General features: G+C 68.0%; 13 protein-coding genes and 1 riboswitch. Of the genes, 11 read left to right on the top strand and 2 right to left on the bottom strand.

The features are described from left to right. The first annotated feature begins 4 nt into the window (after positions 1 to 4). The 3 genes from ACFKCF_RS13365 to ACFKCF_RS13355 all read left to right on the top strand — a co-directional run bounded on the left by ACFKCF_RS13365 (position 5) and on the right by ACFKCF_RS13355 (position 3886). A complete protein-coding gene (locus ACFKCF_RS13365; protein ID WP_394493420.1) occupies positions 5 to 511 on the top strand; it encodes a DUF6624 domain-containing protein in 507 nt (168 codons plus the stop codon). Positions 512 to 574: 63 nt separating this feature from the next. Beyond that, a complete protein-coding gene (locus tag ACFKCF_RS13360; RefSeq protein WP_394493419.1) occupies positions 575 to 3100 on the top strand; it encodes an L-aspartate oxidase in 2526 nt (841 codons plus the stop codon). 3 nt (positions 3101 to 3103) lie between these two features. Beyond that, complete coding sequence (locus ACFKCF_RS13355) at positions 3104 to 3886, top strand: type III pantothenate kinase (protein WP_394493417.1); 783 nt, start codon at positions 3104 to 3106, stop codon at positions 3884 to 3886. A 66-nt stretch (positions 3887 to 3952) separates the two neighbouring features. On the opposite strand, the gene ACFKCF_RS13350 is transcribed toward ACFKCF_RS13355, so the two are convergent. Then, positions 3953 to 4444 carry a hypothetical protein gene (locus tag ACFKCF_RS13350; protein ID WP_394493415.1) on the bottom strand — a complete coding sequence of 164 codons (492 nt, stop codon included), beginning with the start codon at positions 4442 to 4444 and terminating at the stop codon, positions 3953 to 3955. A 146-nt stretch (positions 4445 to 4590) separates the two neighbouring features. On the opposite strand from ACFKCF_RS13350, the gene lysX reads away from it, so the two are divergent. The 3 genes from lysX to ACFKCF_RS13335 all read left to right on the top strand — a co-directional run bounded on the left by lysX (position 4591) and on the right by ACFKCF_RS13335 (position 7371). Then, complete coding sequence (gene lysX / locus ACFKCF_RS13345; protein WP_394493414.1) at positions 4591 to 6072, top strand: bifunctional lysylphosphatidylglycerol synthetase/lysine--tRNA ligase LysX; 1482 nt, start codon at positions 4591 to 4593, stop codon at positions 6070 to 6072. A gap of 74 nt (positions 6073 to 6146) precedes the next feature. Then, complete coding sequence (locus ACFKCF_RS13340; protein WP_394493412.1) at positions 6147 to 6548, top strand: winged helix-turn-helix transcriptional regulator; 402 nt, start codon at positions 6147 to 6149, stop codon at positions 6546 to 6548. A gap of 610 nt (positions 6549 to 7158) precedes the next feature. Continuing rightward, positions 7159 to 7371: a LuxR C-terminal-related transcriptional regulator gene (locus ACFKCF_RS13335; protein WP_043615366.1), complete on the top strand. Its 213-nt coding sequence runs from the start codon at positions 7159 to 7161 to the stop codon at positions 7369 to 7371. A gap of 27 nt (positions 7372 to 7398) precedes the next feature. On the opposite strand, the gene ACFKCF_RS13330 is transcribed toward ACFKCF_RS13335, so the two are convergent. Next, a complete protein-coding gene (locus ACFKCF_RS13330) occupies positions 7399 to 8349 on the bottom strand; it encodes a C40 family peptidase (RefSeq protein ID WP_394493410.1) in 951 nt (316 codons plus the stop codon). Positions 8350 to 8444: 95 nt separating this feature from the next. After that, positions 8445 to 8593: riboswitch (cyclic di-AMP (ydaO/yuaA leader) on the bottom strand. Between the two features lie 277 nt (positions 8594 to 8870). Here ACFKCF_RS13330 and ACFKCF_RS13325 point away from each other — a divergent pair. The 5 genes from ACFKCF_RS13325 to ACFKCF_RS13305 form a co-directional block, all read left to right on the top strand. Further along, positions 8871 to 9440: an amino-acid N-acetyltransferase gene (locus ACFKCF_RS13325; RefSeq protein WP_387573472.1), complete on the top strand. Its 570-nt coding sequence runs from the start codon at positions 8871 to 8873 to the stop codon at positions 9438 to 9440. Between the two features lie 85 nt (positions 9441 to 9525). Further along, on the top strand, positions 9526 to 10941 hold the full coding sequence (locus tag ACFKCF_RS13320) for an RDD family protein (protein WP_394493408.1): 1416 nt from the start codon (positions 9526 to 9528) through the stop codon (positions 10939 to 10941). Positions 10942 to 11050: 109 nt separating this feature from the next. Further along, complete coding sequence (locus tag ACFKCF_RS13315) at positions 11051 to 11539, top strand: RDD family protein (RefSeq protein ID WP_394493406.1); 489 nt, start codon at positions 11051 to 11053, stop codon at positions 11537 to 11539. Positions 11540 to 12055: 516 nt separating this feature from the next. Further along, complete coding sequence (locus tag ACFKCF_RS13310) at positions 12056 to 12388, top strand: Lsr2 family protein (RefSeq protein ID WP_394493405.1); 333 nt, start codon at positions 12056 to 12058, stop codon at positions 12386 to 12388. 1083 nt (positions 12389 to 13471) lie between these two features. Then, the coding region (locus ACFKCF_RS13305) for a Clp protease N-terminal domain-containing protein (protein WP_394493404.1) at positions 13472 to 15031 on the top strand (1560 nt) is incomplete at its 3' end.

Here is a 15031-nt window from a genome sequence, read left to right as displayed (position 1 = left end):
GTTCATGACCGACGAGGAGCTGCGGGACGAGTTGCTCCGGCGCATGCAGATGGACCAGGCGATGCGCGACCCGGCCAGGGGCTTTCCCGATGAGAGGCAGCTGGCGCGGCTGCAGAGGCTCGACGAGGGCAACACCGCCTGGCTCTACTCCGTGGTCTCCACCCGCGGCTGGCCGCTGGGCTCGCAGGTCGGGCAGCGGGCCGCGCGGGCGGCCTGGCTGCTCGCCCAGCACGCCACCTCCAGCCGGGCGCAGCGGGTCTTCCACGAGGCGATGGCCGACGCGGTCGAGCGTGAGGAGGCCTCGCCGCGCGACTTCGCGTACCTGGAGGACCGGGTACGCGTGCGCTCGGGCCGTCCCCAGCTCTACGGGACCCAGTTCCACGACGGCGCCGGCGGCCTGGAGCCCATGCCGATCGAGGACCCCGGCCTGCTCGACGAGCGCCGCGCGGCCGTGGGGCTGGAGCCGTTCGCCGAGTACGAGGCGTTCATCAGGAAAACAGAGGGCCGCTGACTCCTCACTCCGCACGAGGCGTTATCGTCATATTGACGAAATCCCTCAGTGAGGAGACCCCTGATGAGTGCACCGGCGATTCCCCTGCGGTTGACCGCGCCCGCGCCCGGTTGGACCGTCGAGGCGGACGTGGTCGTCGTCGGCTCCGGTATCGCGGGCCTGACCGTGGCGCTGCGCCACGCGGAGCTCGAGCCGTCCGCCAAGGTGCTGGTCGTCACCAAGGACGTGCTGTCGGCGGGTTCCACCCGGTGGGCCCAGGGCGGCATCGCGGCCGTGCTGGATCCCCGCGACACCCCCGATGAGCATCTGAACGACACGTTGATCGCCGGGGTCGGGCTGTGCGACGTGCGGGCGGTGCGCACGCTCGTCACGGAGGGGCCCGGCGCGCTGCGGCGGCTCATCGCCCGCGGTGCCCGTTTCGACCGCACCCCCGATGGCGAGCTCCAGCTCACCAGGGAAGGCGGGCACCGGCGGCACCGGATCGTGCACGCGGGCGGCGACGCCACGGGCGCCGAGGTGCAGCGGGCGCTCGCCGAGGCGGTGCGCGCCTCGAAGATCGAGGTGATCGAGCACGCGCTGGTGCTCGACCTGCTCAAGGACGCCAAGGGCCGGGCCAGGGGAGTGACGCTGCACGTCATGGGCGAGGGCGCCCGCGACGGGGTGGGCGCGGTGCGCGCCAGGGCGGTGGTGCTGGCCACCGGCGGCATGGGCCAGGTCTACTCGGCCACCACCAACCCCGCCGTCTCCACCGGGGACGGGGTCGCGCTCGCGCTGCGGGCGGGGGCCGTGGTGCGCGACATCGAATTCGTGCAGTTCCATCCGACCGTGCTGTGGCTCGGCGAGGGCTCGACGGGCCAGCAGCCGCTGATCTCGGAGGCGGTCAGGGGCGAGGGCGCGTACCTGGTCGACCACGAGGGCGTCAGGTTCATGCAGGGCGCGCACGAGCTGGCCGATCTGGCGCCGCGCGACGTCGTGGCCAAGGCGATCATGCGCAGGATACGCGAGACGGGCCGCGACCACATGTTCCTCGACGGGCGCCACTTCGGCCGCGAGAAGTGGGAGACCCGCTTCCCCACGATCTACGCCGTCTGCCGCGAGCACGGCATCGACCCGGCCACCGAGCCGATCCCCGTGGCCCCGGCCGCCCATTACGCCAGCGGCGGCGTCATGGCGGACCTGCGCGGCCGTACCTCGATCGAGGGCCTGTACGCGTGCGGCGAGGTGGCCTGCACCGGCGTGCACGGCGCCAACCGGCTGGCCTCCAACTCCCTGCTGGAAGGGCTCGTCTTCGCCGAGCGCATCGCCGAGGACATCCAGGCGGTACGCCCCGCGCCGGGCGAGCCGGTCGAGGGGGGCGCCGCCTCCGGGCTGGTGGACCCGAGGGTCAGGCCCAGGATCCAGGCGCACATGAGCACCGGGGCGAGCGTGCTGCGCAGCCGCGAGTCGCTGCTGGCCACGGCCAGGGCGCTGCGCGACGCCCGCTGGACGCCGGTCGAGGTGCCTGCCTGCACCGAGTCCTGGGAGGCCACGAACCTGCTCACCGTCGCCACCGTGCTCACCCGGGCGGCGGCGGCCAGGCTCGAGACCCGCGGCTCGCACTGGCGCGAGGACTACGACACCCGTGACGACAACGAATGGCTGGGCCACCTGGACGTGACCCTGACCGAGGAGGGCCCCCGCATGACGTACACACCTCACGGCGACGTGATGCCGCCGCGCCTGGCGCAGGAGCTCACCGCCGCCGGGCTGGACCCGGCCGAGGTGGACGCGCTGATCGACCGGGCGCTGGCCGAGGACCTGCAGGAGGCCGGCGACGTGACGAGCCTGGCCACGATCCCGGCGGAGCAGCGTTCGGCGGCCGACGTGGTGGCCCGCAAGGACGGCGTCGTGGCGGGGCTGGCGGTCGCGGAGGCGGTGTTCGTCCGGCTGGGCGCCGCCCGTACCGAGAGGAGGGCCAAGGACGGCGAGCGCGTGCGGGCCGGCGACGTGCTGATGACGGTCGAGGGACCGGTACGGGCCCTGCTGACCGCCGAGCGCACCGCGCTCAACCTGCTCACGCACCTGTCCGGGGTGGCCACGCTGACCGGCAGGTGGGTGGAGGCGATCAGCGGCACGGCGGCGCGCGTGCGGGACAGCCGCAAGACGCTGCCGGGGCTGCGGGCGCTGGAGAAGTACGCGGTGCGCTGCGGCGGCGGCGTGAACCACCGGATGTCGCTGTCGGACGCCGCGTTGATCAAGGACAACCACGTCGTGGCGGCCGGCGGGGTGGCCGAGGCGTTCAGGGCGGTCAGGGAGCGCTACCCCGATCTGCCGATCGAGGTGGAGATCGACCGGCTCGACCAACTGGAGGCCGTGCTCGACGAAGGGGCCGAGGAGATCCTGTTGGACAACTTCACGATCGAGGACACGGCCCGCGCCGTACATGTCGTGAAAAATCGGGCAGAGAAGAGGGTTGCGCTCGAAGCCAGCGGGGGATTGACCTTGGAATCGGCTCGTCGTGTGGCCGAAACTGGCGTTGACTATCTGGCGGTGGGAGCGCTGACGCACTCTGCGCCGGCTCTGGACATCGCATTGGATCTGCGGGGGTAATTGATGCTGCTCACGATCGACGTCGGCAACACGCACACGATGCTCGGGCTGTTCGAGGGTGAGGACGTCATCGAGCATTGGCGGCTGGCCACCGACGCCCGCCGCACCGCCGACGAGATCGCGGTTGTCCTCCAAGGGTTGCTGGCACAGTCGCCGCTGCTCAAGGGAGCCGACATCGACGGCATCGCCATCTGTTCGACCGTTCCGAGCGTGCTCAACGAGATGCGTGAGATGTGCCGCCGCTACTACGGCGACGTGACTGCGGTGATCGTGGAGCCGGGCATCCGCACCGGGGTGCCCGTACGCATGGACAACCCCAAGGAGGTCGGCAGCGACCGCATCGTGAACGCGCTGGCGGCCATCGACCAGTACGGCGGCCCCTGCGTCATCGTCGACTTCGGCACCGCGACGTCGTTCGACGCGGTGTCGGCCAAGGGCGAGTACGTCGGCGCGGTGACCGCTCCCGGCATCGAGATCTCGGTCGACGCGCTGGCCGCCGCCGGGGCGCAGCTGCACAAGGTGGAGCTGGTCAGGCCGCGCTCGGTGATCGCCAAGAACACGGTGGAGGCCCTGCAGGCCGGCATCATCTACGGCTTCGCGGGCCAGGTGGACGGGATCGTGGAGCGGATGGCGGCCGAGCTGGCCGACGACCCCGACGAGGTGACGGTGGTGGCCACGGGCGGGCACGCCGCGCTGGTGGTGGGCGAGTCGCGCTCCATCGACGTGCACGAGCCGTGGCTGACGCTCATGGGCCTGCGCCTGATCTACAACAGGAACACCACCTGATCCCCGACACGGAAAAGCGGCCTCCCGCCGGGGTGGGAGGCCGCTCGCGCGTCCGGGGACGACTCGTCACTCGCTCTCGGCGGTGTAGAGGTACTCCCAGCGGCCGCACTTCGTGGGGTAGTTGCTGTGCTGGCCGATCTGGCAGACCTTCACCCGCACGCTGAAGACGTCGTTCTCCGAGAAGCTGAACTTCTTGTAGCCGGGGAAGCCGCAGTACTTCTTGGAGTAGACCGGTGACCAGTCGTGGTCGAAGTCGCTGGCCTCGAACTTCACGAATGCGCACTTGCCGCCCTCGTCCTCGTCACGGTTGTCCAGGTCGTAGAGCCGGCCTCTGACGGTGACCTCGTTCGACTCGCCGTCCTCGTCCCAGCTGACGCCGATCCAGCCCTGCGACTTCGCCAGGCCGTTCTTGGAGTAGACGGGGCTCCAGTAGTCGGAGTAGTCGTTGTCGTAGCCGGCGGCGCCGACCGTGCTGGCGCTGGCGACGGAAGGCAACGACAGGGCCACGGCGCTGGTGGCGGCGACGGCGAGGAAGCCTGTCGCGATCTTCTTCAACATCTTCTCTCCTTGAGCTCCCCTTGGACCGGCTCCCTGCCGGTTCCCCCCTGAGCTCGTGAGACATTGATAGAAGAGGGCTCTTGCAGCGGTCCTGCAGCGTGCCGACGAACCCTTGCAGGTCGCCATATCCCCTACCCTTTGTTGTTGTGAGCGACGAACTTCCCGAGCAGATGCGCATCCGGAGGGAGAAGCTCGACCGCCTTCGCAGCGAGGGCGTCGACCCTTACCCGGTGAATTTCCCCCGTACGGCCACCAACGCCGAGGTCCGGGAGAAATACCAGGGCCTGGAGCCCGACACCGCCACCGGTGACACGGTCGCGGTCGCGGGGCGCGTCATGCTCAACCGCGTGGGCGGCAAGCTCTGCTTCGCCACGCTCCGCGACGGCGGCGCCGACCTGCAGGTCATGATCTCGCTCGACAAGGTGGGCGAGGACTCGCTGGCCGCGTGGAAGCGCGACGTCGACCTGGGCGACCACGTGGGCGTGACCGGCGAGGTCATCACCTCGCGGCGCGGCGAGCTGTCCATCCTCGCCGACAGCTGGCAGATCACCGCCAAGTGCCTGCGCCCGCTGCCGGAGAAGCACGTCGGGCTCACCGACCCGGAGGCGCGCGTCCGCCAGCGCTACGTCGACCTCATCGTCAACGACGAGTCGCGGAAGATGGCCCGCCTGCGCAGCGCCACGGTTCGCGCGGTGCGCGACTTCTGGCACGAGGAGGGCTACCTCGAGGTCGAGACGCCCATGCTGCAGCCCATCCACGGCGGCGCGGCGGCCCGGCCCTTCAAGACCCACATCAACGCCTACGACATGGAGCTCTACCTTCGCATCGCGATCGAGCTCTACCTCAAGCGGCTCGTGGTCGGGGGCATCGAGAAGGTCTTCGAGATCAACCGGAACTTCCGCAACGAAGGCGCCGACTCCACGCACAACCCCGAGTTCACGATGCTCGAGGCGTACGGCACCTACCTCGACTACAACGACATGGCCGACCTGACCCAGCGGATGTACCAGAAGGCCGTCGTGGCCGCCCTGGACACCACGGTGGTCGTCCACGACGGGGTGGAGGTCGACCTCGGGATCGCCCGGTGGCCGCGCATCACCCTGTACGGCGCGGTGTCGGAGGCCGTGGGCGAGGAGATCACCACCTCGACCGGCCTGGAGGAGCTGCGCAAGATCGCCGACCGGCGCGAGATCCACTGGGACCCGAAGTGGGGTCAGGGCAAGCTCGTGCAGGAGCTCTTCGAGGCCCTGGTGGAGCACACGCTGGTCCAGCCCACGTTCGTCATGGACTACCCGCTGGAGACCTCGCCGCTGACCCGCCAGCACCGGGACAACCCGCTGCTGACCGAGAAGTGGGACCTGATCGGCTTCGGCACGGAGCTGGGCACCGCCTACTCGGAGCTGATCGACCCGATCGAGCAGCGCCGCCGCCTGGTGGAGCAGTCCCTGCTGGCCGCCGGGGGCGACCTCGAGGCGATGCAGCTGGACGAGGACTTCCTGCAGGCCCTCGAGTACGCGATGCCGCCCACGGGGGGCATGGGCGCGGGGATCGACCGGATGATCATGGCCTTCACCGGCAAGAACATCCGCGAGACCATCCTGTTCCCGCTGGTCAAGCCCACCCACTGAGCCGCGTCTTGGAGCGCCCGCCCCGGGCGCTCTACTCTCTCCTGGTAAGTGGGAGCCGGGGAAGGGGTGTGCGAGTGGCCACGAAGACGGCGGCGGAGCAGCGCGACGAGGCCCGGCAGGTCTTCGACGCCTACTTCGCCGAGTGCCCCTCCAGGAAGCTGCTCGACACCCTCAGCGACAAATGGGTCACCCTCCTGCTCACGGCGCTCTCGGAGGGTCCGCGCCGCTACAGCGACCTGTCCAGGCGCCTCGCGGGCGTCAGCCAGAAGATGCTCACGCAGACCCTGCGGGGCCTTGAGCGCGACGGCCTGGTCTCGCGCACGCTCACCCCTTCGGTGCCGGTACGCGTGGACTACGCGCTCACGCCGCTGGGCGAGAGCCTGATGCCGTTGGTGGCCGCGATCAAGAGCTGGGCCGAGACCCACATGGAGGACGTCGAGGCCGCCAGGGGCCGCTACGACGCCGCCAACGCCTGAGCGATCATCGCCGTCGCGAATCCGGCTTCCGGGCCGCCCGGTTCTCGATCCGAAGCCGCTTGTAAGCATCGCGTCAAGGTCGCCGGGGCCCGGGTCAGCGCCTGCCCGCAGTGCTCCGGCCACCCCTGTGACCACCGCGCCCCGCGCCGCTCACGCGCACCCGGAATCGAGGTCGCCCGGCACACTCGGGGCCCTCCACACGGTCGGATCCCAGGGTGGAGATTCCCCCAGTGGATTGATCACGTCGCCTTAATCAACCATCTGACCTGGGTTGTCGGATCGCATGGTCACGCCGTACAAAGCGAGCGATTGGTGGCTGATCCCATGGTGGAAAGATCACGCCATAGATGTATCGATCATGGGGAATATCCATACCACGCTGATCGAAAACTGGAACGCAGGTCAGGGTCATTCCGGAAGCCCCAATGTGATCACTCTACGTTCTGACATATCGCGAGTACGTCATATATAACGGATCATGTCAATAGCGCTCGTCAAGTGCGGCCATTGTCATGCTTGACGACCTTTCCAGGATGCGTTTACCGTCTGCGAGGAGCGGCTTTGGCCCGTCTGTGAGGTCCAAGTTCTGCTGTTGGGGGGAGGGCTCCCGATGGATGTGCTCACTGAAGGCGTTGAGCTCAGCCATGCTGATTTGGCGTTGCTGGCGGAGTTGGCCAAGGGAGTCACGGTCGATCGGGTAGGGCGGCGGCTGGATATCAGCGGGCGCACGGTTCGCCGAAGATTGCGGGGCATCTGCGATCGCATAGGCGTGGCCACAGCGATCGAGGCCGTGGCCTGGGCAGCCCGCCGCCAGCTGATCTAGCCGCGGCGGACCGCCGGGGTGCCGCGCTCAGTCGGCGATGCGCACCGCGCCGGCGAACGGCCGCCTCGCGATCGACGCGATCCGTACGACGTCACCCGTCTGCGGGGCGTGCACCATCATGCCCCCGCCGATGTAGATGCCCACGTGGTGCAGGTCGCTGTAGAAGAACACCAGGTCGCCCGGCCGGAGTTCCTCGCGCGAGATGTGCCGGCCGGCCGTCCACTGGTCGCCGGTGTAGTGCGGCAGCGAGATGCCCACCCGCTGGAACGCCGCCATGACGAGCCCGGAGCAGTCGTAGGAGCTGGGACCCTCGGCGCCCCAGACGTACGGCTTGAGCTGCTGCGTGAGCGCCCACCGCGCGGCCTCCGCGGCCTTCCCCGAGCCCGGGATCGGCAGGTTGACCCGCACGGCCCGCGTGCCGGGGCGCCCGGCCTCGCCCAGGGCCCGCCTGAACAGGCTGCTCTCGACCTTCGCGACCAGCTTCGTGATCCTGTCGCGCTTGCCGTCGAGCTCGGTGACGAGCTTCTGGACCTCGTCGATGCGGGCCGTGGCGCTCTCCTTGGCGCGGGTGGCCGTGTCCATCGCCTTGGTGAGCTGGTTGATCTCCTCGCCCTGCTCGGTCTGCAGCGCGTACGAGGTCGCGGCGCGGTTGAGGAAGCCCTCGGGGTCGTCCGAGGTGGCGAAGGCGAGGGTCTTCAGGCCACCGGTGATGTAGGCGTTCTGGGCCAGCGCGACGGCCCTCGCGCGCTTGGTGGCCAGATCCGACTCGCTGCTCGTCAATGTCTTCTGCGCCGCCTCAGCGGCCTTCTTGGCGGTCTTGAGCTTCTCCCGCTGGCCGTTGTACTGCTCGGTCAGCGTCTCGATGTCGGTGTGCAGCTTCGTGGCCTGGTTGGCGAGCTCTTTCAGCGAGGGCTCGGGATCCGCGGACGCCGGACCGACGGGGATGGCGAACAGCAGCGCGGCGACTGTGAGACTCACCACACCGATGCGGCGCGGTCGCCGAGCCCGTTCCGGAGGGCGGGCGTGCTTGCCCGCCGACTTCCCCCCACCGCTGAGCGTGGGCTTCACCAACCAGCTCCTCTCGTCGACGCCTACCGGGTTAGCTGACGGGTTCGGGCCGGAGCAGCCCTACCGAGAGACTCGGATTCACCCCGGTGGTGGCGTCGCAGTCGCCACCGGCGGTTCCCCGGCTTCCCTTGCGAGAATTGGGCGTGTCTCCCGCGCGACACGCGGGGAACATTGTCGCTGGACACTAATGCACTCCGGGTTCGTGCTCAACCAGAACTGCCAAGTCTGTAGAGGTTTCACAACCGAAGGGTCACAAGGTGATCTCGTGGGCACCCGTGCAGAAGAGGCCCTATGCCCCATTCGTCCGCGCTTTCGGCGGGCGCGAGCTGGCCGCGCCCGTCCCGTGCCGAGCTGACCACGAGATGTAACAAGATGGGCCGAGACATGGGAGTTAGGGCTGAGCCGTAATGAGATCTGTACCCTGGAGAACCATGGAGCAGGTGGCCGAGCTGACAGTGCCCGAGACCGCGGTGGTGGTCCGGCGTGCCCGCACGCCCGACGTACGCACGGTCAGGCGCCTGGTCGACACCTACGCGGGGGCGGGGCCTCGACTCCTGGAGAAGGCCACGGTGACGCTGTACGAGGACGTACAGGAGTTCTGGGTGGCCGAGCGAGGCGGGCAGGTCGTCGGCTGCGGCGCGCTTCACGTGCTCTGGGAGGACCTCGCGGAGGTCCGCACGGTGGCGGTGGATCCCGAGTGCCGGGGGATGGGCGTCGGCCACCGGATCGTCTCCGCGCTCATCCAGCAGGCCAAGGATTTGGGTCTGCGACGTGTATTCTGTCTTACTTTTGAGGTCGACTTCTTCGCGCGGCTCGGGTTCCGCCCGATTCAGGGCACGCCGGTCTCACCCGAGGTCTACGCCGAACTGCTGGCCTCGTACGACGAGGGTGTGGCGGAGTTTTTGGATCTTGAACACGTCAAGCCGAACACGCTGGGAAACACCCGCATGCTGCTCCACCTGACATCGGGTGACGTGGACCTTGACCAGATGGAAAGGTGATTGTTGATACCTATGTCGATACGTTGGGCAGCACAGGCATGTGTCCTGACACGTGCCACATGCGCACTCGAAGCGAGGTGACACGGTGAGCACCGGACAGCCGCCGTATCCACAGGACGAATCCGGCGACAACTCTGCGCCTCCCTATTACGGGCAGCAGAACCAGGGCCGCCACCCCGGCGAGCCCGACCCGGACGCGACTGTGATCGGCTACCGGGCGGACGACGCCTACGGGCAGCAGGGCTACGGCCAGCAGCCCCAGTACGGTCAGCAGCAGCAATACGGTCAGCAACCCCAGTACGGGCAGCAGCAGTACGGTCAGCAACCCCAGTACGGGCAGCAGCAGCAGTCCCAGCCCGGCTACGGCCAGCAGGCCCAGCAGGGCTACGGCCAGCAACCCCAATACGGCCAGCAGCAGCAGTCCCAGCCTGACTACGGTCAGCAGTACGGGCAGCAGCAGGGCTACGGGCAGCAGCCCCAGTCGGGACAGCAGGGCTACGGCCAGCAGGCCCAGTCCCAGCCCGACTACGGGCAGCAGTACGGCCAGCAGCAGTCCCAGCCCGGTTACGGCCAGCAGGCCCAGTCCCAGCCGGGCTACGGCCAGCAGCCGCAGTCGGGACAGCAGGGCTACGGCCAGCAGTACGGGCAGCAGCCGCAGTCCCAGCCGGACTACGGCCAGCAGCAGTACGGCCAGCAGCCGCAGTCCCAGCCGGACTACGGCCAGCAGCAGTACGGCCAGCAGCCGCAGTCCCAGCCGGACTACGGCCAGCAGGGCTACGGGCAGCAGCAGCAGTCGCAGCCCGACTACGGCCAGCAGGGCTACGGGCAGCAGTCCCAGCCCGGATACGCCCAGCAGGGCTACGGCGACCAGCAGTACGGGCAGCAGCAGTACGGCCAGCAGGGTTACGGGCAGGCGCAGCAGTACGGCCAGCCCGGCTACGGTCAGGCCTACGGCCAGCCCGGGCCCGTGGGCGTGCAGCCGCCCGGCGCTCCGGCCCCCCTGGCGGAGTGGTGGCAGCGTCTGGTGGCCAGGCTCATCGACGGCGTCATCCTCTTCATCGTGAACCTGGTCATCACCGCCATCATGACGGCGATCTTCGTGGCCAGCTACGTCTCGAGCAGCGGCGCCAGCAGCGGTGTCTTCTCGAGCGTGATCGTGGGCATCCTGGCGACGATCATCGTGACCGCAATATGGGTCGGCTACGACTTCTTCCTGCTGAAGGCGAAGGGCCAGACCGTCGGCAAGATGGTCATGGGCATCAAGGTCGTCCCCGTGGGCCAGGGCCTGCCGCCGGGCGGTCTGCCGACCGACGTGGCGCTCAAGCGTGCCGGCCTGACCTGGGGCGGTTATGTGCTCGGCGCCATCCCGCTGGGCTTCATCAGCACGCTGCTCGCCTACGCGGCCGTGGGCGTCAACGGTGCCTCGCAGCTGTGGGACAAGCCGCTGCAGCAGACGTTCGCGGACAAGTTCTCGAACACCGTAGTGGTGAAGATCAAGTAGTCCAAGCGTCAGGTAAAAGCAGGGGCCGGCTTCGCGTCGGCCCCTGTTTTGTGTGCACAGGCCGTACCAAAATGGGGAACCTGAGCCGCTGATGACGCGAGGTGGGGTTATGGCCGGGTCGCCGCCTCAGGCGGACGCGCCGCCCGCGGAATGGTGGGAACGGCTCGCCGCCCGGGCGATTGAGGCGTTCGTCTTCGGGGTGCTCTATTACATTCTGTTCATCGCCCTGTGGGGCATCTTCCGAACTGTCGGGATGCTGGAGGCGTTCGACGGCCGGCTGCCCGGTGCGTTCGCGTGGCTGGCGGCGGGGCTGGCTTATACGGGCTACGACTGGTGGGCCCATTACCGGCGCGGCAGGACGTTCGGCAAGGCGATCATGGGGATTCGCCTGGCGCCGCCCCACGTCGCCTCCAGGGCGCTGCTCAAACGGTCCCTGGTCTATCCGGGCCCCGTCATGCTGATGGGCATTCCAGTGGCCAATCTGGTCGCGGGAATGCTCCTGTTCTGCGTGGGGCTGCTCATCCTGATCGACAAGCCCCTGGAACGCGGGCCGCACGACAGGCTGGCCGGAACGCGCGTGGTAAAAGATCTTCGCTGATCCATCCCGTGCCTGGCAGGACGCCAATTCCAAAAATTTTCTCTTGATCCGGTAAGGAGCCTGGAGAGACTGGCATTAGGCTATGGGGCATCCGGGTTGCCGGATGTTGGTGCCCTGCGAGGCGCACGGCATCTGTGCGCCGCTATGGTCGGGTGCGAACGGTAGTCACCTAGCGCGTCGTGAGGGCCGCAACGCCCCTCCTGGGCGCGCTCCCATCCGCATAATGCGCCCCGGAAACCCCGCAAGCCGTGGAGGCGAGGACGAATGGAAGCCCTAACAGACGTATTGTCAGCGCTCATCCCACCGGCGGTGGTCGGGGGTGCCTTCATCTTTGGCGTAGTGAAGTTGGTCCGATCCGAGGCCCTGGGAGGCCGCCGAAACCGCGAGGATCGGCCCGAGGGGCAGAACTGATCGGCCAGTCAGCCGAATCCCCGCTGCGCTGAATTGTCTCCGCGCCTTTCCGGGTATATGTTTGGGCAGGCGAATGAAACAATGCTCCGCGAAAGGATTGCGTAGATGGCCAAGCAGATCCAGGAGATTCTCATCGATGACCTCGATGGGGGCGAGGCCAATGAGACGGTCAGCTTCGCTATTGACGGCTCGTCCTATGAGATTGACCTCAGCGACCTTAACGCGAAGAAGCTGAGGGACGCACTCACGCCTTTCGTGCAGCATGCGCGCAGGGCAGGCGCCGTCACCACACGTCGCCGCGGTCGCGGCGGCAGCAGGGCGATGACCCGCGAGAAGAGCTCGGAGATCCGGCAGTGGGCCAAGGCTCACGGCCTCCCGGTCAGCGAGCGCGGGCGGATCGCCTCCACGGTCGTCGAGAAGTACGAAGCGGCCCACTGATCAAGCCGACGATCGACCATGCGCTTATGCCGTTCGCCTAGGACCCCGGCGGCCGCCATAAGCGCATGATCGTTATCCGGGCCGGAACTCGAAAGCCGGACGCCCGGACTGTGATCTTCCATGTGCACATATGCGGGCGTTTTGGCTGCGGGTTGAGCTTCGTCCGCGGCGCTGTTTCACCGGCGGTCGTCCACATATGTGGCGGTGCCGCAGTCGCGCGCCGAAAGCCGCGTGGGGCGGCCATACCTCATTCAACGTACGCTCGCGTCCGTACGTCACGAGTGGCCCCACGCGCTCATGGAACGCGCCATGACGGAAAATCCGGCGCCGTATAGCCCGGAAGTGATCTACGGGCGCCGCCGGGTGTATACGGGTGATCTCACTGAGCGTAAACCCGCGACCGGCTCCAAGGTAAAGCGGTGACGGACGGGATGTGCGGCGGCGGGCAATACCGCGGGCGCCGGGATCCCCCGCCGGCGGGCAAAACCCGCGAACCCGAGCACGGCTCGGAGAATCCCCGTTCCCCGGCATCTACGCACAATGCCGTGCCTTCCCAACTGCGCAGAAGTGCCGCGAATCCCGCGCGCCGAGCGAGGCGTGGTCTCATCATGCGAGATGAAGTTGGTAACCGGGCTGACCGGATGCAAGATTCCCTTGCTGTGCCGCCGGTGCCGCGTTGTGCTCAGGGCGTAGAGCGGCCGTTTGGACGGCGGCCCTCCGCTACGTAGGATGATTACGTAACGATACGGACGCGGCATCTGAGATGTGCGGGCGAAGTGGCGCCCCAACGCTGGCTCCGCCCCGGCGCGTCCGATGGCCGATCCGTGTGTACCGCGTGCGCCGCAGGGGGTAATTTTTGACGCTTCCGCGAAGCGTCCTAAACATCGTTCGCTTGCGGCGTATCGGGAACACGTCACCCCCGAACAGTAGTTGGATGAGGGTGAACGCCCTGCTCTCGGGGAACGTCTCTGCTATAGAGCGTGTCAGTGGCAGAGGGCACGGTTCGCCGAGCCAGGGCTAGCATGCGGGATGACGGGCCCGGATTTACCGGACCTGACTGACCGCTCTGTGAGGAGCGACGAGATGTTCGAGAGGTTCACCGACCGAGCGAGGCGTGTTGTCGTCTTGGCCCAAGAAGAGGCCAGGATGCTCAACCACAACTACATCGGCACTGAGCACATACTTCTTGGTTTGATCCACGAAGGTGAGGGCGTGGCCGCCAAGGCTCTGGAGAGCCTCGGGATCAGCCTTGAGGGTGTGCGCCAGCAGGTCGAGGAGATCATCGGCCAGGGCCAGTCGGCTCCGTCGGGGCACATTCCGTTCACCCCGCGGGCCAAGAAGGTCCTCGAGCTGTCGCTCCGTGAGGCTTTGCAGCTGGGCCACAACTACATCGGCACCGAGCACATCCTGCTCGGGCTCATCCGCGAGGGTGAGGGTGTGGCCGCCCAGGTGCTGGTCAAGCTTGGAGCTGATCTCAACCGTGTCCGGCAGCAGGTCATCCAGTTGCTCCACGGTTACCAGGGCAAGGAGCCGGCCGCGGCAGGCGGCCCGCAGGAGTCGGCCCCGTCGACCTCCCTGGTGCTCGACCAGTTCGGCCGCAACCTGACCCAGGCGGCCCGCGAGGGCAAGCTGGATCCGGTCATCGGCCGCGAGAAGGAGATCGAGCGGGTCATGCAGGTCCTCTCCCGGAGGACCAAGAACAACCCGGTTCTCATCGGCGAGCCCGGCGTCGGCAAGACCGCCGTCGTCGAGGGCCTGTCGCAGAAGATCGTCAGGGGCGAGGTGCCCGAGACGCTGAAGGACAAGCAGCTCTACACGCTTGACCTCGGCGCCCTGGTCGCAGGCTCCCGTTACCGCGGTGACTTCGAGGAGCGCCTGAAGAAGGTGCTCAAGGAGATCCGCACGCGCGGCGACATCATCCTGTTCATCGACGAGCTGCACACGCTCGTCGGCGCGGGTGCCGCGGAGGGCGCGATCGACGCGGCCAGCATCCTCAAGCCCATGCTGGCGCGCGGCGAGCTGCAGACGATCGGCGCGACCACGCTCGACGAGTACCGCAAGTACCTCGAGAAGGACGCCGCGCTGGAGCGCCGGTTCCAGCCGATCCAGGTGGCCGAGCCCTCGCTCAGCCACACGATCGAGATCCTCAAGGGTCTGCGCGACCGCTACGAGGCGCACCACCGCGTGTCCATCACCGACGACGCGCTGGTGGCCGCCGCGCAGCTGGCCGACCGCTACATCAGCGACCGCTACCTGCCCGACAAGGCCATCGACCTCATCGACGAGGCCGGTTCCCGGATGCGCATCCGCAGGATGACCGCTCCGCCGGACCTGCGCGAGTACGACGAGAAGATCGCCAACGTCCGTCGCGACAAGGAGTCCGCGATCGACGCGCAGGACTTCGAGAAGGCGGCTGCCCTCCGCGACCAGGAGAAGCAGCTCCAGCTCAAGCGCGAGCGGCGGGAGAAGGAGTGGAAGGCCGGCGACATGGACGTCGTGGCCGAGGTCACTCAGGAGCTCATCGCCGAGGTCCTGGCGACCGCCACCGGCATCCCGGTCTTCAAGCTGACCGAGGAGGAGTCGCAGCGCCTGCTCCGCATGGAGGACGAGCTCCACAAGCGGATCATCGGCCAGGACGACGCC

This window comes from Nonomuraea sp. JJY05 (assembly GCF_043496855.1).
In the GTDB taxonomy this organism is placed as follows: domain Bacteria; phylum Actinomycetota; class Actinomycetes; order Streptosporangiales; family Streptosporangiaceae; genus Nonomuraea.
This window is presented reverse-complemented; position numbering and strand designations above follow the sequence as displayed.

Coding starts and splice junctions, on each gene's coding strand:
- ACFKCF_RS13365 (WP_394493420.1), top strand. CDS start 5: ATGACCGACGAGGAGCTGCGGGACGAGTTGCTCCGGCGCATGCAGATG.
- ACFKCF_RS13360 (WP_394493419.1), top strand. CDS start 575: ATGAGTGCACCGGCGATTCCCCTGCGGTTGACCGCGCCCGCGCCCGGT.
- ACFKCF_RS13355 (WP_394493417.1), top strand. CDS start 3,104: ATGCTGCTCACGATCGACGTCGGCAACACGCACACGATGCTCGGGCTG.
- ACFKCF_RS13350 (WP_394493415.1), bottom strand. CDS start 4,444: ATGTTGAAGAAGATCGCGACAGGCTTCCTCGCCGTCGCCGCCACCAGC.
- ACFKCF_RS13335 (WP_043615366.1), top strand. CDS start 7,159: ATGGATGTGCTCACTGAAGGCGTTGAGCTCAGCCATGCTGATTTGGCG.
- ACFKCF_RS13325 (WP_387573472.1), top strand. CDS start 8,871: ATGGAGCAGGTGGCCGAGCTGACAGTGCCCGAGACCGCGGTGGTGGTC.
- ACFKCF_RS13315 (WP_394493406.1), top strand. CDS start 11,051: ATGGCCGGGTCGCCGCCTCAGGCGGACGCGCCGCCCGCGGAATGGTGG.
- ACFKCF_RS13310 (WP_394493405.1), top strand. CDS start 12,056: ATGGCCAAGCAGATCCAGGAGATTCTCATCGATGACCTCGATGGGGGC.